Annotated in this window: 15 protein-coding genes; 14 read left to right on the forward strand and 1 reads right to left on the reverse strand. The window is 60.9% G+C overall.

The window, feature by feature from the left end; genetic code table 11:
* Positions 1 to 31: 31 nt before the first annotated feature.
* From OOF89_RS11250 to OOF89_RS11285, 8 genes are all read left to right on the forward strand, one after another.
* Positions 32 to 298 (forward strand): NADH-quinone oxidoreductase subunit J, encoded by a 267-nt coding sequence (locus OOF89_RS11250; protein ID WP_266076144.1) that lies wholly within the window; start codon positions 32 to 34, stop codon positions 296 to 298.
* Positions 295 to 651: a proton-conducting membrane transporter gene (locus tag OOF89_RS11255; RefSeq protein ID WP_266076145.1), complete on the forward strand. Its 357-nt coding sequence runs from the start codon at positions 295 to 297 to the stop codon at positions 649 to 651. The genes OOF89_RS11250 and OOF89_RS11255 overlap by 4 nt, the downstream gene beginning before the upstream one ends.
* Entirely contained in the window at positions 651 to 956 is a 306-nt protein-coding gene (gene nuoK / locus OOF89_RS11260; protein ID WP_266076147.1) for an NADH-quinone oxidoreductase subunit NuoK, read from the forward strand. The genes OOF89_RS11255 and nuoK overlap by 1 nt, the downstream gene beginning before the upstream one ends.
* Positions 957 to 958: 2 nt before the next feature.
* Positions 959 to 2,989, forward strand: coding sequence for an NADH-quinone oxidoreductase subunit L (gene nuoL, locus OOF89_RS11265; protein WP_266076148.1), 2,031 nt, complete (start codon positions 959 to 961; stop codon positions 2,987 to 2,989).
* Positions 2,990 to 4,537: a complex I subunit 4 family protein gene (locus OOF89_RS11270; RefSeq protein WP_266076150.1), complete on the forward strand. Its 1,548-nt coding sequence runs from the start codon at positions 2,990 to 2,992 to the stop codon at positions 4,535 to 4,537.
* On the forward strand, positions 4,537 to 6,027 hold the full coding sequence (locus OOF89_RS11275; protein ID WP_266076152.1) for an NADH-quinone oxidoreductase subunit N: 1,491 nt from the start codon (positions 4,537 to 4,539) through the stop codon (positions 6,025 to 6,027). Before OOF89_RS11270 ends, OOF89_RS11275 begins: the two co-directional genes overlap by 1 nt.
* A gap of 300 nt (positions 6,028 to 6,327) precedes the next feature.
* Positions 6,328 to 7,815, forward strand: coding sequence for a DHHA1 domain-containing protein (locus OOF89_RS11280; protein ID WP_407661610.1), 1,488 nt, complete (start codon positions 6,328 to 6,330; stop codon positions 7,813 to 7,815).
* A gap of 180 nt (positions 7,816 to 7,995) precedes the next feature.
* On the forward strand, positions 7,996 to 8,748 hold the full coding sequence (locus OOF89_RS11285) for a CBS pair associated ParBc domain-containing protein (RefSeq protein WP_407661611.1): 753 nt from the start codon (positions 7,996 to 7,998) through the stop codon (positions 8,746 to 8,748).
* 42 nt (positions 8,749 to 8,790) lie between these two features.
* Here the strand turns inward: OOF89_RS11285 and OOF89_RS11290 are convergent, their stop codons facing one another.
* Positions 8,791 to 9,057, reverse strand: coding sequence for a hypothetical protein (locus OOF89_RS11290; protein WP_266076158.1), 267 nt, complete (start codon positions 9,055 to 9,057; stop codon positions 8,791 to 8,793).
* 124 nt (positions 9,058 to 9,181) lie between these two features.
* Here OOF89_RS11290 and OOF89_RS11295 point away from each other — a divergent pair, with 124 nt between their 5' ends.
* The 6 genes from OOF89_RS11295 to OOF89_RS11320 all read left to right on the forward strand — a co-directional run bounded on the left by OOF89_RS11295 (position 9,182) and on the right by OOF89_RS11320 (position 17,989).
* Entirely contained in the window at positions 9,182 to 9,622 is a 441-nt protein-coding gene (locus OOF89_RS11295) for a hypothetical protein (protein ID WP_266076160.1), read from the forward strand.
* Between the two features lie 237 nt (positions 9,623 to 9,859).
* Positions 9,860 to 11,560 (forward strand): acyl-CoA mutase large subunit family protein, encoded by a 1,701-nt coding sequence (locus tag OOF89_RS11300; RefSeq protein ID WP_266076162.1) that lies wholly within the window; start codon positions 9,860 to 9,862, stop codon positions 11,558 to 11,560.
* 121 nt (positions 11,561 to 11,681) lie between these two features.
* On the forward strand, positions 11,682 to 12,482 hold the full coding sequence (locus OOF89_RS11305; RefSeq protein WP_266076164.1) for a competence/damage-inducible protein A: 801 nt from the start codon (positions 11,682 to 11,684) through the stop codon (positions 12,480 to 12,482).
* 105 nt (positions 12,483 to 12,587) lie between these two features.
* Entirely contained in the window at positions 12,588 to 14,558 is a 1,971-nt protein-coding gene (acs, locus tag OOF89_RS11310) for an acetate--CoA ligase (protein WP_266076166.1), read from the forward strand.
* A 279-nt stretch (positions 14,559 to 14,837) separates the two neighbouring features.
* A complete protein-coding gene (locus OOF89_RS11315; protein ID WP_266076168.1) occupies positions 14,838 to 16,448 on the forward strand; it encodes a long-chain-fatty-acid--CoA ligase in 1,611 nt (536 codons plus the stop codon).
* A 182-nt stretch (positions 16,449 to 16,630) separates the two neighbouring features.
* Complete coding sequence (locus OOF89_RS11320; protein WP_266076170.1) at positions 16,631 to 17,989, forward strand: substrate-binding protein; 1,359 nt, start codon at positions 16,631 to 16,633, stop codon at positions 17,987 to 17,989.
* The last annotated feature ends 122 nt before the right edge of the window (positions 17,990 to 18,111 follow it).

The following is an 18,111-nucleotide window of genomic DNA, read 5'->3' on the forward strand; positions in this document are numbered from 1 at the left end:
GGGCGTTTATCCAAACCCAAAGGTAACCGAAATGGCATACGAAATGATCGCGTTCGGGTTGTTCGCCGCGGTAACAGTGGCAAGTAGCCTGGGCGCTGTCCTGGTGCGGGACGTGTGGCATGCGGCACTATTGCTCGGTGTTTCGTTACTGAGCTTTGCCGTCCACTACGTCATGTTGCAGGCGGAGTTCGTTGCAGCGATGCAGATTCTCGTCTACGTCGGCGGGGTTCTCATCCTCATCACGTTCGCCGTCATGCTCACACGTCAAACAAGTACAGAGGAGGTGACTAACGCATGACGTCGCGACCACGCATGCGTGACCCATCGACGATGCTTCCCGGTATCGTCGCAGTCGCGCTATTCGGTGTCCTCGCCGTGGTGTTCCTCGGTGCGTCGTTCGGCGACGCCGCAGGCTTCCCGAGCGGAGCCAACATCACCGCGAGCATCGGCTACGCGATGTTCAACATCTTCAGCGTTGAGGGCCAGAGTATCGTTCAGAGCGAAGGCTTCCTCATCGCGTTCGAAATCATTGACCTCGTCCTCGTCGCGGCGCTGGCGGCCGCAGTGATGCTCGCCCGCCGCGAAGGCGGTGGCGTCTTCTCGTCACTCCGGACGGACGGCGGTCAAGAATCGGGAGGTGACGACGAGTAATGGTAGTTTCAGTTCAATACTACCTCCTGCTCTCGGCCGCCGTGTTCTGCACGGGGCTGTTCGGCATCCTCACCCGACGGAACGCGCTGATGTTCCTCATCAGCGTCGAGCTGATGCTCAACGCAGCGAACATCAACCTCGTCGCGTTCTCCCATTATCACGGCAATCTGACCGGCCAGACGTTCAGTCTGTTCACGCTGGCGCTCGGTGCCGCGGAAGTCGCGGTGGGTATCGGCATTATCCTCGTGCTGTATCGTAACTTCAAGGACGTGGACGTAACCCAAGCGACGACTATGAGGTGGTAACAATGGCGGCAACAGCATTCGAACTGGCACCGGTGATCGCACTCCTGCCGTTCGTATCGTTCCTAATCGCAATGCTCGGCGGCGAGTTCGCCCGAAAGATGCTTCCGAAAGGTGGCGCGATTCCGGGTATCCTCGCGACCGCCGGGTCGTTCGTCCTCTCGCTGTGGGTGTTCCTCACGGTGTCTGGCGGCGAATCCTATCACGAGACGATCGTGTGGGTCGACGGTCTCGATACCTTCAACCTGCATTTCGGCATCTTCCTCGACCCGCTGTCGTCGATGATGCTCGTTATCGTCTCGCTCGTCGCAGTGCTCGTCCACATCTTCAGCCTCGGATACATGAACGACGAGGGCGAAACCGGCCTGCCACGGTACTACGCCGGTCTCGGCCTGTTTACCTTCAGCATGCTCTCGTTCGTCTTCGCGGACAACCTGCTGATGGCGTTCATGTTCTTCGAACTCGTCGGGCTGTGTTCGTACCTGCTCATCGGGTTCTGGTTCCGTCAACCCGGCCCACCGAGCGCCGCGAAGAAGGCGTTCCTCGTCACCCGTTTCGGTGACTACTTCTTCCTCATCGGCGTTGTGGCCGTGTTCGCCACCTTCGGGACGGCACAGTTCGCGGGCGACCACTCGTTCGCGCACATGGCGGAAATGGCGCTCGCCGAAGGCGGCGCTGGTGAGGTTACCACCCTGTTCGGACTCGACCCGAGAGCGTGGTTCTCCATCATCGGCCTGCTGGTGCTGGGCGGTGTCGTCGGTAAGTCGGCACAGTTCCCGCTGCACACGTGGCTTCCCGACGCGATGGAAGGCCCAACGCCTGTCTCCGCGCTGATTCACGCGGCGACCATGGTCGCGGCAGGCGTCTACCTCGTCGCGCGCATGTACGGCTTCTACGCCCTGCTTCCGCAGGTGCTGGCCATCATCGCGTTTATCGGTGGCTTCACGGCGCTGTTCGCGGCGACGATGGGCGTCGTCAAGCGAGAAATCAAACAGGTGCTCGCGTACTCCACCATCTCACAGTACGGCTACATGATGCTCGGACTGGGTGCCGGTGGCTACGTCGCGGCGACCTTCCACCTGATGACCCACGCCTTCTTCAAGGCGCTCCTGTTCCTCGGAGCGGGGTCGGTCATCATCGCCATGCACCACAACGAGAACATGTGGGACATGGGCGGGCTGAAGGAGCGAATGCCGGTCACGTACTGGACGTTCCTCGCAGGTTCGCTCGCGCTCGCGGGAATCGTTCCGTTCTCCGGCTTCTGGTCGAAGGACGAGGTGCTCTACGAGGCACTCATCCACGGCATGGAGAACCCAGTCCTACTCGGCGCATACGTGATGGGCCTCATTGCGGTGTTCTTCACCGGCTTCTACACGTTCCGGATGGTCTTCCTGACCTTCCACGGGAAGCCGCGGTCCGAAACGGCGCGTAATCCGCACGGCGTCGGTTGGAACGTCAAGTTCCCGCTCGTCGTGCTCGGCATCCTCGCCGCCGTTTCCGGCCTGGTCAACATGACGCCGGTCGCGGAACTCCTGCACTTGGAAAACATCGAGTTCCTTCACGCGTGGCTCAACGGCCCGGTCGAGGCGACCGGTGCGCACCACTACGAACACCTCATCGAGGAGTTCGCCTACGGTGAACCGTCACATCTCAGTCCGCTCCTTCCCGGTCTGGTGTCGCTCGCCCTCGCCTTCGGGGGCGCGGGACTCGCGTGGACGCTCTACAACGTTCCGGAGCCCGTCGAGCACACCGACAAACTGGGTGGTGCGAAGACGGTCCTGTTCAACAACTACTACCTCGACGAGTCGCAGGTGTGGCTCGCAACTGGCGTCACGCTCCCGCTCTCCCGGGCGTCTGACAAGTTCGACGGCGGCGTCATCGACGGCGTCGTCAACGGCATCTCCAGCGTGAGCCTGTTCGGCGGAAGCAGGATGAAGCGGATCCAGAGCGGTATCGTGACGAACTACGCGCTGCTTCTCACGGCATCGTTCGTCGTCCTGCTTCTCGTCATCGGCTTCACGGGAGGTTGGTTCTAGATGATGATCGAAGCACTGCTCGCGGTTACACTCCTCAGCGCGTTCGTGGTGTTCCTCGCGCCCGACAAGGTCGCAGGAAAACTCGCGTTCGTACTGAGCCTGCTCCCGCTCGGCGGGAGCCTCTGGATGTACAGCTCTTTCGAGGCGACGGGAGCGCAGGGTAATGCCCTGTTGGGCGGTACCCTCGCTTTCGAAACGATGGCAAAATGGGTCGCTATCGGCCCGTACGCGCTCAACTGGCACGTCGGACTGGACGGCATCAGTCTGCCGCTCCTGGTGCTGACGACGGTGCTCACGCCCCTCTCGATCCTGGCGGCGTGGACGCCGGTACAGTCGCGCCAGAGCCAGTTCTATGGCCTGATGCTGTTCATGGAGATGAGCCTCCTTGGCGTCTTCTCGGCGCTCGATTTCTTCGTCTGGTTCATCTTCTGGGAGATGGTCTTGGTGCCGATGTACTTCCTCATCGGCGTGTGGGGCGGCCCACGCCGGAAGTATGCGGCTATCAAGTTCTTCGTCTACACGAACGTGGCCTCGCTGGTGATGTTCATCGGGTTCATCGCACTCGTCTTCGGACTGGGTGATTCGGTGACCTCGCTCGACTTGCCAGCGATTACCACCGCACTCAACAACGGCGAACTCAGCGGACTCGGCGGAATCGACGCGAACACGCTGAAAGTGGTCGCGTTCTTCGCCATGTTTGCCGGTTTCGGCGTGAAGGTCCCGATCGTCCCGTTCCACACGTGGCTGCCGGACGCCCACGTTGAGGCACCGACGCCGGTGTCCATCATGCTGGCGGGCGTCATGCTGAAGATGGGTACCTACGCGCTTCTGCGGTTCAACTTCACGATGCTGCCGGGCGTTGCGAAGGACTTCGCGCTCATCATCGCCATCGTGGCGGTCGTGAGCGTCATCTACGGCGCGATGCTCGCGTTGGCCCAGTCCGACCTGAAACGCATCGTTGCGTACTCCTCGGTTTCGTCGATGGGGTACGTCATCCTCGGATTGGTCGCGTACAACATGTACGGCGTTGGCGGTGCGACGTTCCAGATGATCGCGCACGGTCTCATCTCGGGCCTGATGTTCATGGCGGTCGGCGTCATCTACAACACGACGCACACCCGCATGGTCTCGGACATGTCCGGACTCGCGGACAAGATGCCGATCACCGTCGCGGTGTTCGTCGCGGGCGCGTTCGGCTACATGGGACTGCCGCTGATGGCCGGGTTCGCCGCGGAGTTCTTCATCTTCGTCGGCGCGTTCCAATCCACCGTGCTCGCAGGCAACACGCTCGCACTGTTCACCGGTGCGGCGATGTTCGGCATCGTCATCGTCGCGGGCTACCTGTTGTTCGCCATGCAGCGAACCCTGTTCGGCCCGTTCCGCCTCGAAACCGATTACGAAGTCGGGCGCGCCGACTTCCACGACGTGGCACCGCTCGTGGTGCTCATCCTGCTCGTCATCCTGCTGGGTGTCCAACCGGACATCTTCTACGGGATGATTCAGGATTCCGTTCGTGATATGGCGCTCATCACGGGAGGTGGTCACTGATGGCACAAGCACTCGGTGCAGGTGCCGACTGGACCGCGATGGCTCCCGCGATCGTCCTCGCGCTGACGGCGCTGGTGCTGCTCCTCGTGGACAGTATCACGCCCGATACGAGCAACCGTCCGCTCCTCGCGGGCCTCTCGACGCTCGGGGCGGTCGTCGCTGGCGCGGTCGCTGTCCTATTACTCGTCTCCGGAACGGGAGACGAGGCGATCAGACTCTACGACGGCGCACTCGTCGTGGACACGATGAGCCTGTTCTTCACGCTCATCTTCACCAGCGTCACCGCGCTGGTCTGTGTTGCGAGCTACGACTACATGAAAGGTCGGCCGTATCAGGCCGAGTTCTACTCGCTCGTCATCCTCGCGGCGACGGGGATGACGCTGATGGCGAACTCCAACAGTCTGGCGACGGTGTTCATCAGCCTCGAACTGGCCAGCCTCCCGTCCTACGCGCTGGTCGCCATCCTGAAGAAAAACCGCGGAAGCGTCGAGGCAGGTCTCAAGTACTTCCTCATCGGCGCGCTCTCGTCGGCCATCTTCGCCTACGGTATCAGCCTGGTCTACGGTGTCACCGGACACCTCCAGCTCGGACGGGTCGCGAGCAACCTCAACGTCGAGGCGCTTCCCGGCATCCTCGGCGTCGGCGTGCTGATGGTGCTCGGCGGGTTCGCGTTCAAGACGGCCTCCGTGCCGTTCCACTTCTGGGCACCCGAGGCGTACGAGGGCGCACCGGCACCTATCTCGGCGTTCCTCTCGTCGGCCTCGAAAGCCGCGGGATTCGCCGTCGCGTTCCGCGTGTTTGTCACCGCGTTCCCGATCGGGGACGTGGCGACGACCGTGGACTGGGTGTTGGCGTTCCAGATTCTCGCCGTCATCACGATGACGCTCGGGAACTTCGCCGCGGCGACCCAAGACAAAGTCAAACGCATGCTCGCGTACTCCTCGATCGGACACGCGGGCTACGTACTGATCGGCCTCGCCGCCCTCACCGGCGGTAACGACGATTGGGTGATGGGCGGTGCGATGATGCACCTGCTCGTCTACGGCTTCATGAACACGGGTGCGTTCCTGTTCATCGCGCTGGTGGAAAACTGGGGCGTCGGTCGGACGTTCGAGGATTACAACGGACTGGCGACGAAGGCCCCGATTGCCTGTGTCGCCATGACGGTGTTCATGTTCAACCTCGCTGGCCTGCCGATCGGTGCCGGATTCATGAGCAAATACGTCCTGTTCGGCGCCGCAGTCGGTGCCGGATTCTGGTGGCTCGCGGCTGTCGGTGCCGTTAACAGCGCACTGTCGCTGTTCTACTACAGCCGCGTCGTCAAGGCGATGTGGATCGAGGAACCGGAAGGCGAACTGACGATTCGAAGTACGCCGACCGGACTCTACGTTGCCGTCCTCGCCGCTGCCGCGGCGACGGTTCTGCTGCTTCCGGCATTCAGCCCGGTTGCCGACACGGCCATCAACGCCGCGCTGACGCTGCTCGGATAACCGTCACGAAACCGAATCGGACCGTTTGCGGTTTTTTTGACGGCGTTTCGTTCGTAGCTGTGACTCTATTCGGGAACACCAGCAGGGCGGGCAGGCAAGCGGCCTGCCCGCCAAAGACACAGCCGACGGATCGTTTATGCGAACGAGATTCGTCGTTCCGTCACGTGACGACTGGTGAACGACGAAATTCTGGCGAGCGAAGGGCCGTCGCTCACCATCACGTACACCGATTTGATTCGTGAACATCCGTCGAGTGATTCCCAACAGGTTTTAGGTGCCCGACTAGCAATCGGAGGTAGAATGGTTTCGCGGCTCATGCTCGGCTGTGGCTCCGTCGGGCATGCAATCGTCGAGGAAGTGGCCGACTGGCCGGGGAGCCTCGTCGTCGTCGATGAGAGCGAGAGCAGGGTCGAAACCCTCCGAACGGAAGGAATTTCGGCGACCCGTGGCGACCCCACGGACCCGGCGGTGACTGCTGGACGGCCACACGTCGATATCGCGTTCGTCGGGGGCGACGACCCCAAGCAGAACCGGGACGCGGCACGCGTCGTCCGTGACGCGTACCCGAACACCTACATCATCGCCTACGCGGGCGAAAATCCGACGACGAATGAGTCCACGGAGTTAGCCGAGATAGCCGACCGACTGGTAGACCCCGGTACGCTCATCGTCGATCACGTCCTGTCGATAACGGACAGGGAGACGACGTTTCGAACGCACGAACTCCAGCGTGTGCTCCGCGATATCGACGGTAAACTCGGAATATTCATGCACGACAACCCCGACCCGGACGCCATCGCCAGCGCGGTTGCGCTGGAAGGGTTGGCCGAGTCGGTCGGCACCGAGGCCGAAACGTGCTACTATGGGGCGATTTCCCATCAAGAGAACCGGGCGTTCGTCAACCTGCTCGAACTGGACTTGCGCAATCTCGACCCGGGAGAGGACCTCTCGGAGTTCGATGGCATCGCGTTGGTGGACCACTCCAGTCCGGGGGTCAACGACCAACTCCCCGAAGACACGCCGGTCGATGTGGTTATCGACCACCATCCGCCGAACCATCCGGTCGAGGCGCGATTCGTGGACCTGCGCAGCGACGTGGGTGCGACGAGTTCACTGCTCGCGGATCATTTGGAACACCTCGGTATCGACCCCAACCAGCGAGTCGCAACCGGACTTCTGTACGGCATTCGCGTTGATACCAAGGATTTCACCCGCGAGGTGTCCGAGGCGGACTTCGAAGCGGCGGCGTTCCTCCTCCCACATGCCGATACCGGCACGCTGGAGCGCGTCGAGAGCCCATCCATCACGCCCGACACCTTCGATACGATTTCCCGAGCGATTCGAAACCGCAAACTCGACGGGACGGTGCTGGCGAGTTGCGTCGGCGCGCTTTCGGACAGGGATGCGCTGGCGCAGGCCGCAGACCGCCTGCTCAACATGGACGGCGTCAACGTCACGCTCGTTTTCGGGTTCATGGAGGGGACGGTATACGTTTCCGCGCGTGCCAGGGGAACTGATGTGGACCTCGGTGAAACCATGCGGGCCGCGTTCGGGCAGATCGGAAGCGCGGGTGGGCATGCCGATATGGCCGGTGCACAGATTCCGCTCGGTCTGCTCGGGGAGGTAGAGGACGAAGAGGAAGCGTCGCTTTCGACCATCGTCGGCGAGATAATCACCGACCGGTTCTTCGAAACGGTTCGCTCCCGACCCGGCCCCGACGAGTTCGATTCGAGTAGGGAACACGTCGCCGCGTTCGACATCCAACTCGCCGAAAGCGACGACGAGTAGGGATCGGTTTGTCGGTTCGGGCAAAGATCGGAGCGACGGTCGGGAAGTTTTTTGCTCGTCACAGCATGGGTACTCTGCATGGACGAGGCCGAGGAGGAAAACGGTCGCCGCACATCACCAACGGTTCGTACCCTCTCCGACGGAGGAACGGAGGGTATCAAAGCGAAAGTCAAGGATTACATGACGCGCGACGTGGCGACCGTTTCCCCCGACGCAACCGTCGAATCGGTTGCCCGGCGAATCGCGGAGAGCGACGGTCACAACGGGTTTCCGGTCTGTGACGGACGACGTGTCGAAGGGTTCGTCAGCGCTCGCGACTTGCTACTGGCGAGCGACCAAGAACCGATTTTCAAGGTGATGAGCCAGGAACTCATCGTGGCCCATCCGGACATGGACGTGAACGACGCCGCGCGTGTCATTCTCCGCTCCGGGATTCAGAAACTGCCGGTGGTCGACGACGCGGGTAATCTCGTCGGCATCATCAGCAACACGGACGTTATTCGGAGCCAAATCGAGCGCGTGACGCCCGAGAAGGTAGGCAAGCTGATGCGTACGCTCGAATCCATCCACGACACGGAGGTGACTCAGCGTCGCCGGAAGGTTCGCCTCGCCAACCTCGTGCCGACACAGGGGAAAGTCTACGCCGACGAACTGGAGGGCCGGGTGTACGAGATGGAGCGCGGACTGGCAGAACCCCTCGTCGTCATCGAGAACGGCCACACCCTCCTGCTGGCGGACGGCCACCACCGCGCGAAGGCCGCGGACCGCCTCGACATCGAGGAGATGGACGCCTACGTCATCGTCACCGACCACCGCCTCGAACTCGGAATGTCCAAGACGGCCGAGAAGGAAGGACTGGAAACCATCGACGACATTCAGGTCGTAGACTACGCTCGCCATCCGCTGGTAGAGACGACGAAGCGATTGCAGTAGAGACGAACCGATTGCAGTAGAGACGAACCGATGTGACCTCTTCTACCACTGCTTCCATTTGGCGATAGCCGTGTCACTGACTCCGTAGGAGTGTGGATTGTCCAGCGTGTACTGAACCATCAATCCGATACTGAGCGCGATGATTGCAATGCAAGCGTTCGGTAACAGCGCGGCGACGTACCAACCGGAGGGTGCCGATGGCCAAAGGAGGAGTTCGGCGAGGATCCGAACGGAATTGAGTCCCGTGAGGACGCCGAAGGCGAGCGACGCGTAGCAAAACGCGGCGGTGAACTTCGAACCGGAGGGCATCGATTTGAGGTTTCACTCAGTGTAGTAAACGCTTTGTGGTGGTTTTGGCGTGCAGTGGGTGTACTCGTCGAGCCCATCGAACCCCACCGACATCTACAATTCGCCTCGGTGCCCATCGAAACTCATGCCCGGTGAGAGCGACGACCCGACAGTTATCCGTGTCGTCGTGATTCACGCGGACGACGTGGTGACCGCGCTCGAAGCGACCGAACGGGGTCGAGAGGCCGTCCTTCGAATCACGGCCCCCTTCGCCGGACGGGTGCGCGCCCGCCTCCACGTGGTGCAGGCGACGGAACCGGCGGACGACGGACGAGGTGGTTCCGCCCCGATTCGAATCCCACCGCGGCACCTCGTCGCTGACGAGGTGCCGCCGTATCCACAAATTGACGACACCGATCCGAGTGTGGCCGAAACCAGAAGTGAGTACGACGTGGAAGCCCACCACGAGCGCCACACTGCGGTGGTGTCGGCGTGGCGGAAGGGGGTTCGAGAACATATCGTGGAGACGGTTGAAATTGAGACGGTGGGTGGGTCGCACCGCGTTTCCGTGTCGGTTCTCGGGTGAGAGAGAATGTGGATGGGTGGCGTTCGGTCCTGAAGGTGGATGAAGAGGACTGCGTATGCGCCTGCCGAGGTAGAAATCCGAAAATAAATCGTAACCCATTCAAGAACTGCATTACGCTCGTTCCAACACTGGTGGTTTAAGCGTTGAACGCACTGCTTTGACCGGATAGACGACACCCCACTCACTTCCCAACCCGCCACCGAATCCTTAATGGATTGCCCGGAAGAAATGACGTACATGTACGACGAGGACGATTTGAAGAAGATTCAGCAGGAACGAGAGGAGTGGGACGAAGACACCCTCTCGCCCGTGCTGGAGCGGTTCGGCGAGCGGAAGGACCGCTTCGCGACGGTCTCCAATCTCGAAGTGGACCGCCTGTACGACGCGAATGACGTGGCCGACATCGACTACGACGAGGAACTCGGCTTCCCAGGTGAGGACCCCTACACGCGCGGCGTCTACCCGACGATGTACCGCGGTCGGACGTGGACGATGCGCCAGTTCGCTGGATTCGGCACGGCGGAGGAGACCAACGACCGATTCCACTACCTCACCGACAACGGGCAAACCGGCCTCTCGACGGCGTTCGACATGCCAAGCCTGATGGGTAAGGACTCGGACGACCCGCTTTCCGACGGCGAAGTCGGCAAGGAGGGTGTCGCGGTGGACACCCTCCGCGACATGGAAATCCTCTTCGACGGCATCGACTTGGACGAGGTCTCGACGAGTTTTACCATCAACCCGAGCGCGCCGGTCATCTTCGCGATGTACGTCGCGCTGGCCGACCAGCAGGGCGTCCCGCGCGATCAGATTCGCGGCACCTTCCAGAACGACATGCTGAAGGAGTTCATCGCCCAGAAGGAGTGGGTCGTCCCGCCAAAGCCGTCACTGGACGTCGTCACCGACACCGTGGAGTTCGCGGTGGAGGAGACGCCGAACATCAAACCGATCTCGATCTCCGGCTATCACATCCGCGAGGCCGGTTCGACCGCGGTGCAGGAACTCGCGTTCACGCTCGCCGATGGCTTCGCCTACGTCGAGGACGCGATGGAGCGTGGCCTCGACGTGGACGAGTTCGCGCCACAGCTTTCCTTTTTCTTCAACTCCCACAACTCGCTGTTCGAGGAGATCGCCAAGTTCCGCGCGGCCCGGAAGATCTACGCCACAGTGATGGACGAGTGGTACGGCGCGGAAGACCCGAAATCGAAACAGCTCAAGTTCCACACGCAGACTGCTGGACAGTCGCTGACCGCCCAGCAACCGCTGAACAACATCGTCCGCGTGACGATTCAGGCGCTTGCCGGGGTGCTCGGGGGTACCCAAAGCCTCCACACGAACAGCTTCGACGAAGCACTCGCATTGCCGAGCGAGGAGGCCGTTCGGGTCGCCCTACGTACCCAACAGATCATCGCGGAGGAGAGCGGCGCGGCGGACATCATCGACCCGCTCGGCGGCAGCTTTGCGGTCGAATCCCTGACCGAGGAAGTCGAGGAAAAGACGATGGCGTACATCGAGGAGATCAAGGAGATGGGCGATGGCTCGGTGCGCGACGGTGTGCTCGAAGGCATCGACCGCGGTTACTTCCACCGCGAAATTCAGGAATCCTCCTACGAATACCAGGAGCGCGTCGAGGACGGCGAGGAAATCGTTGTCGGCGTCAACAAGTACGACATGGAGGAGGACACGAAACCGGAGATTCTGAAGGTGGACGAAGAGACCCAGGACCGCCAGCTCGCGCGTCTCGCGGAAGTCAAAGAGGAACGCGACGACGAGGCCGTCGAGGCTGCACTGGACGAACTTGACGACGCCATCCAGAACGACGAGAACGTCATGCCCGCCATCGTCGATGCGGTGAAAGCGTACGCGACGATGGGCGAGATCATGGACGTGTTCGAGGCGGAGCACGGAAGCTATCAGGAGAAAATCGGACTGGCCTGAGCGGGGGACGGTTCGGCTAGCGTTATTGTGCTTTATTTCGTAGCGGTTATGATACACGATGATCGACGACGCTCGCCTTCAGCGGAGCGACTTTACCCATCGAGTCCCTTAGTGTGACCTCATGCAGGTCGCGATCCTCACCGTCGGTGACGAACTCCTCGCGGGCGACACCGTGAACACGAACGCGGCGTGGTTGGCCGAGGAGATACACGACCGTGGCGGGTCAGTGCGGCGAATCCTGACCGTCCCCGACGATGCCGACGTCATCGCTCGTCGCGTCTACGATTGGCACGAATCGTTCGACGCGGTAGTCGTCACCGGCGGTCTCGGTGGGACGCCCGACGACGTGACGATGGATGCGGTGGCGATGGCGTTCGACCGAAACGCCACGGTCGATACCGAGATACGAGATCGACTCGAAGCGAAGGCGCGGAAGTTCGCGGCCGAAAATCTCGAACTGACTGACGAGTACGACCTCGAACTGGATCTGGACGAAGCCGCGGAACTACCGACGGGAGGGCGGCCGCTGATTACTGATGCGGGATGGGCACCGGGGTGTGTCGTCGAGAACGTATACGTACTTCCCGGCATTCCTCGCGAGATGAAAGCGATGTTCGAACTCATCGCGGACGAGTTCGACGGTGCGGTCGTTTCCGAGACGATACATACGCCAGCCCCGGAGGGGGCATTGGGAACCGTCCTCGCCGGCGTTCGAGACCGGTTCGATGTCGCGGTCGGAAGCTATCCGGGACGGGGTGACACGCCCGGTCGTCTCAAGGTAACATCGACGGATGCGGACGAGATTTCGGCGGCGGTTGCGTGGCTTCGGGACAACGTCGAGATCGCGAACGTGAACGAATCGGGGTCGAAATCGGGGGACTGGAGCGAGCCCGACGAGATATCCGATTCGGGGACCCGGTAGGGGTTCGACGGACGAACCGAACGGCAGGTGGACTTCAGTTCTCGAACTGGTCGGTGAAGATAGCATATCTTTATACCGCTCCTTAAAGCATGCTAGCATGGATATATGCCAGACGATACCGTGGAACTCGAAGCACGGCTCGAAGAGGCGGAATCATTCGAGCCACCGGAATCGTTCGTTGCACAGGCGAACGTCGCCGACGAGCAAATCTACGAGGAGTTCGAGGAGAACTGGCCGGAGTGCTGGGAACGGGCAGGAGACCTGCTCGACTGGTACGAGGACTACGACACCGTTCTGGACGACGGCAACGCGCCATTTTACGAATGGTTCACGGGCGGGTCGCTGAACGCCTCGTACAACTGCCTCGACCGCCACTTGGATGACCGAGGGGACGAGGCGGCCATCGAGTGGGTCGGCGAGCTCGGCGAGACGCGAACGTACAGCTACGAAGACCTCCACCGCGAGGTGAACGAGTTCGCTTCAGCGCTGCGTGAGCAAGGCGTCGAGGAAGACGACGTAGTGACGCTGTACATGCCGATGGTTCCGGAACTTCCCATCGCCATGCTGGCCTGCGCGCGAATCGGCGCACCCCACAGCGTCGTCTTCGCCGGATTCTCTGCGGACGCGTTAGCCACACGAATGGAAAGCGCGGACTCGGAGTACCTCGTCACCTGCGACGGCTATTACCGCCGCGGCGACCCGCTCCAGCACAAGGAGAAAGCCGACGAAGGCCTCTCGAATGTAGGCCACGACGTGGAAAGCGTCATCGTGGTGGACCGTCTCGGCGACGACTACGACCACCCGATGGAGAACGGGGAACTCGATTACGATGACCTCGTGGCCGAACAGGAGGGCGCGGAGGTCGAACCCGTCCAGCGCGACGCCGAGGATATGCTCTTTTTGATGTACACCTCGGGGACGACCGGCCAGCCGAAAGGTGTCAAGCACACCACGGCGGGCTATCTGTCGTATGCGGCGTGGACGAGTCACGCCGTCCTCGACGTCAAACCGGAGGATACCTACTGGTGTTCGGCCGACATCGGCTGGATTACCGGCCATTCGTACATCGTCTACGGACCCCTCGCGCTCGGAACGACCAGCGTGATGTACGAAGGGACGCCGGATTACCCGGACAAAGACCGTCTCTGGGAAATCGTGGAGGACTACGAGGTGACCCAACTGTACACCGCCCCGACGGCGATTCGGGCGTTCATGAAGTGGGGCCACCAACATCCGGACAAACACGACCTCTCGTCGCTCCGACTGCTCGGAACGGTCGGCGAACCCATCAACCCGCGGGCGTGGAAGTGGTATTACAAACACATCGGCCACGAGGAATGTCCCATCGTGGACACGTGGTGGCAGACGGAAACCGGCGGGATGATGGTGACGACCCTGCCCGGTATCGGGACGATGAAACCCGGCAGTGCGGGACCTCCGCTCCCCGGAATCGACGCAACGGTCGTTGACACGAAGGGTGAAGAAGTCGGCGCGGGACGCGCGGGATATTTGACCGTACAGAAACCGTGGCCAGGGATGTTGCGGACGCTCTACAACAACGACGACCGCTTCATTTCCGAATACTGGCAGGAGTACTCAGACCCCGACGCGGACGAGTGGGTGTACTTCCCCGAGGACGGCGCGAAACTGGACGATGACGGCTACATTACCGTTCTCGGCCGCGTGGACGACGTGCTCAACGTTTCGGGCCATCGCCTCGGAACGATGGAAATCGAGAGCGCCATCGTCGGCGTGGAAGGCGTCGCGGAGTCCGCAGTCGTCGGTGGCCATCACGACGTAAAGGGCGAGGCGGTCTACGCTTACGTCATCACGGAGGAAGGGACCGAGGGCGACGAGGAACTGTACGACCGAATCGTCGCGGGCGTCGAAGACGCCATCGGCCCGATTGCGCGACCTGAGGACGTCATCTTCACTCCCGAACTGCCGAAGACGCGCTCCGGAAAAATCATGCGGCGTCTACTGGAGGATATCGCCAACGACGAGGAACTCGGCGACACGTCCACGCTCCGGAACCCGGACGTGGTTCAGGACATCCAGCGAAAGGTTCAGGAGTAGCGTCCGACGACGGACTTCGAGAGGAATTTTTTGTCGGTTACCAGTGTCGAGCGGTCTGGTTATCGTTGAGCGACCTGCCACGATCCGATGTCGTACGAAAACGGTAGATATAGTCGTGGAGTGACTCATTCTCCGCGACCATCCGCTCGCTACTAAACCGGAACCCGTTTCGCGGGGAGTTACTCGTACGGATTGGTGTCATCATCCAACTCGTCCCATCATTTCGCAACTGTTCCCGTGACCCAAATCTATATCATGAACTGTGATGGAAAATCCAGTATGAAGCGGGAACTACTCGTGACCGACTTTTTAGACCGAGCACGGGACTATTATGGCGACGAGGAAGCGGTCGTGGCGACGACGGGGGAACGATACACCTACAGCGAATTCGGCGAGCGCGCCGACCGCGTCTCGGCCGCGCTCGCGGAGCGCGGTATCGAGAAAGGTGACCGGGTTGCCGTTCTCGACCCGAACACGCATTACCACCTCGAATCGGCCTACGGAATCATGCAGTTGGGCGCGATTCACACGCCGCTCAACTACCGCCTCACGTCGAACGATTTCGCCTACATCCTGAGCGACGCCGGAGTCGATGCGATAATCGCGGATCACGAATATGCTCCGAAGATCGAGGCGATTCGCGACGACGTGCCGACGAAGACGTTCATCAGCAACGACGCCGAAAAAACCGAGGGCGACTGGGAGGACTTCGAGGACATCATCGCGGAGACCGACCCTGTTTACGAACGGCCGGAGATGGACGAGGACGAGGTAATCACCATCAACTACACGTCCGGAACGACGGGTGACCCGAAAGGAGTAATGCGAACCCATCGAACCGAGGCGCTCCACGCCTATCTCATCACGATTCATCAGGAAATTCGAGACGACGATACCTACCTCTGGACGCTCCCGATGTTCCACGTCAACGGGTGGGGACACATCTACGCAGTCACGGGAATGGGTGCGAAACACGTCTGCACCCGCGGTATCGACGCGGCGGCGATTTTCGAGACGGTGATGGACGAGGACGTGTCGTACTTCTGTGCCGCGCCGACGGTGCTAAACATGCTCATCGAATACTACGAGGAACACGATCCTGAGACGACCGGCGAGAACGAGGTTCGTGTCGGGACCGCGGGAAGTGCCCCGCCGGAAGCGACTATCCGGACCGTCGAGGACGATTTCGGGTGGTATCTGAAACACGTCTACGGCGCGACCGAGACGGGACCGCTCATCACCACCTCGGACGCCAGACGGCTGTTGGGCGATGGCTCGGAGCGGTTCTCCTTGAAGAAGCGACAGGGAATCGGCTACCTCGGCACCGAAGTCGCAGTGGTGGACGAGGACGGCGAGGACGTGGCGCGGGATAACGCCTCCATCGGCGAAATCGTGGTCCGTGGCAATCAGGTGATGGAAGGCTACTGGGAGAAACCGGACGCGACCGAGGAGGCGTTTACCGACCGTCGGGAGGGTTGGTATCACACGGGCGACCTCGCGGTCGTTGACGAACACGGCATGGTGTCGATACAGGACCGCAAAAAGGATATCATCATCAGTGGAGGCGAAAACATCTCCAGCATCGAACTGGAGGATACCCTCTTCGATCACGAGAAAGTGAGCGACGTGGCGGTTATTCCGGCACCGAGCGACGAGTGGGGAGAGACGCCGAAGGCGTTCATCATTCCGGCGACCGGGGACCCCGACGAACCGGGCGTTACGGAGGAGGAAATCCGCGAGTTCACGCGGGAGCAGATGGCCGGGTACAAAGCGGTCAGCCATGTGGAGTTCGTGGACGAGTTGCCGACGACAGCGACCGGAAAGGTCCAAAAGTACGAACTTCGCGAACGGGAGTGGGACGACGAGGACCGGATGGTCGGACAGGGATGAATATGATCCGAAGAAAACAGGAACTGCTCTGCGTCGTGTAAGCGGTGGCTCGCGAGAACGGCGATCCCGTAGACGGAGGCGGTTTTACTCACATTTAACTTCCGGAATGGAGACATTTTAATCAGTATATAGTGTAAAAAAGCATAGAAACAATTAATAGTCCTAAATCTACATCTGGTGTCATGGCAAATGATGGCACGGGTCAAACCCGTCGAGACGTGGTGAAGATGACCGGTGCGGCAGGCGTTGCAGGTATCGCTGGACTCACTGGCTGTTTGAGTGACGGCGGCGGTGGCGGCGGCGGTGGTAACAACGGGGATTACCCAGCGCTCGGGAACTTCCCGGTCCAAGGAGACAAGGTCACGTTCGGATTCAACGTACCCCAGTCGGGTCCCTACGCTTCAGAGGGAAAGGACGAACTTCGAGCGTACAAACTCGCGGTAAAACATCTGAACAACGGCGGCGGCTGGGTCGACAACTGGGAAGACCTCTCTGGCGACGGCATCCTCGACAAACAAGTCGATTACGTGACCGGCGACACGGGCACCGACTCGGACCAAGCCCGCAAGCAAGCGTCGCGGATGATAAGCCGTGACAACGTCATGATGATATCCGGCGGGTCGTCGAGTGCGGTGGCTATCGCCGTCCAAGGGCTCTGTCAGCAGAAGAAGGTCATGTTCATGGCCTGTCTGACGCACTCCAACGATACGACGGGGAAAGACTGCGAACGATACGGCTTCCGTGAGATGTTCAACGCCTACATGACGGGGCAGGCACTCGCACCCGTGGTGACGAAGGAGTACGGAAAGGATCTCAAGTTCTACCAACTGTACGCCGACTACAGTTGGGGGAAAACACAGCAGGCATCGATGAAGCAGTTCTTCGAGAAGGAGGGGTGGACGCAGGTCAATAGCGTGGCCACGCCGCTGGGAACCAAGGATTACAACTCGTATCTCTCGGAGGCGGCCAACTCCGGAGCCGACGCCCTGTTCTTGAACCACTACGGGCTCGACGGTGCGAACTCGCTCAAAGGGGCGATTCAAGCGGGGCTAGATCAGAATATGGAAATCGTGATGCCCCTCTACAACCGTCCGATGGCGCAGGCCGCGGGCGGCGCAATCGAGGGGATTTACGGCACCGTCGCGTGGGACTCACAGATCGACAACGAGCCCTCGAACTCGTTCACGAAGTTCTTCGGACAGGAGTACAACGGCCGGGTTCCATCGGGACCCGCCCAGCTCGCGTACGCCCAGACGCTCCAGTACGCGGCGGCGGCCGAGCGAGCCGGGACGTTCTATCCCCCGGAGGTCATCAAACAGCTCGAAGGTCACGAGTATAGCAACCTCGGGATGGAACAGGAGACGATGCGCAAGTGCGACCACCAAGCCCAACGCGCGGTACCGGTCGTGAAGGGACTGCCGAAATCCGAGCAAAAATCCGGCAAGTACTTCGAAATCGTCCAAATCACGTCCCGTGACAAACTCGGATACGAGTGTGGGCAGGGGCCAGCCGCGGAGTGTGACCTGGGTCCGTACAAATAATCGGGTCGGTTACGATGCACGCCAACGCCTATGCTCGGTAGCACGTGACCACAGTGAGAGAGTATGACTACCATAGACGATACAAATTACAGACACATGATATCTATACATCGCGGGGAGGG

The organism is Haladaptatus caseinilyticus (assembly GCF_026248685.1).
GTDB classification, from domain to species: domain Archaea; phylum Halobacteriota; class Halobacteria; order Halobacteriales; family Haladaptataceae; genus Haladaptatus; species Haladaptatus caseinilyticus.

Coding starts and splice junctions, on each gene's coding strand:
- OOF89_RS11250 (WP_266076144.1), top strand. CDS start 32: ATGGCATACGAAATGATCGCGTTCGGGTTGTTCGCCGCGGTAACAGTG.
- OOF89_RS11255 (WP_266076145.1), top strand. CDS start 295: ATGACGTCGCGACCACGCATGCGTGACCCATCGACGATGCTTCCCGGT.
- nuoK (WP_266076147.1), top strand. CDS start 651: ATGGTAGTTTCAGTTCAATACTACCTCCTGCTCTCGGCCGCCGTGTTC.
- nuoL (WP_266076148.1), top strand. CDS start 959: ATGGCGGCAACAGCATTCGAACTGGCACCGGTGATCGCACTCCTGCCG.
- OOF89_RS11270 (WP_266076150.1), top strand. CDS start 2,990: ATGATGATCGAAGCACTGCTCGCGGTTACACTCCTCAGCGCGTTCGTG.
- OOF89_RS11275 (WP_266076152.1), top strand. CDS start 4,537: ATGGCACAAGCACTCGGTGCAGGTGCCGACTGGACCGCGATGGCTCCC.
- OOF89_RS11280 (WP_407661610.1), top strand. CDS start 6,328: ATGGTTTCGCGGCTCATGCTCGGCTGTGGCTCCGTCGGGCATGCAATC.
- OOF89_RS11285 (WP_407661611.1), top strand. CDS start 7,996: ATGACGCGCGACGTGGCGACCGTTTCCCCCGACGCAACCGTCGAATCG.
- OOF89_RS11290 (WP_266076158.1), bottom strand. CDS start 9,057: ATGCCCTCCGGTTCGAAGTTCACCGCCGCGTTTTGCTACGCGTCGCTC.
- OOF89_RS11295 (WP_266076160.1), top strand. CDS start 9,182: ATGCCCGGTGAGAGCGACGACCCGACAGTTATCCGTGTCGTCGTGATT.
- OOF89_RS11300 (WP_266076162.1), top strand. CDS start 9,860: ATGTACGACGAGGACGATTTGAAGAAGATTCAGCAGGAACGAGAGGAG.
- OOF89_RS11305 (WP_266076164.1), top strand. CDS start 11,682: ATGCAGGTCGCGATCCTCACCGTCGGTGACGAACTCCTCGCGGGCGAC.
- acs (WP_266076166.1), top strand. CDS start 12,588: ATGCCAGACGATACCGTGGAACTCGAAGCACGGCTCGAAGAGGCGGAA.
- OOF89_RS11315 (WP_266076168.1), top strand. CDS start 14,838: ATGAAGCGGGAACTACTCGTGACCGACTTTTTAGACCGAGCACGGGAC.
- OOF89_RS11320 (WP_266076170.1), top strand. CDS start 16,631: ATGGCAAATGATGGCACGGGTCAAACCCGTCGAGACGTGGTGAAGATG.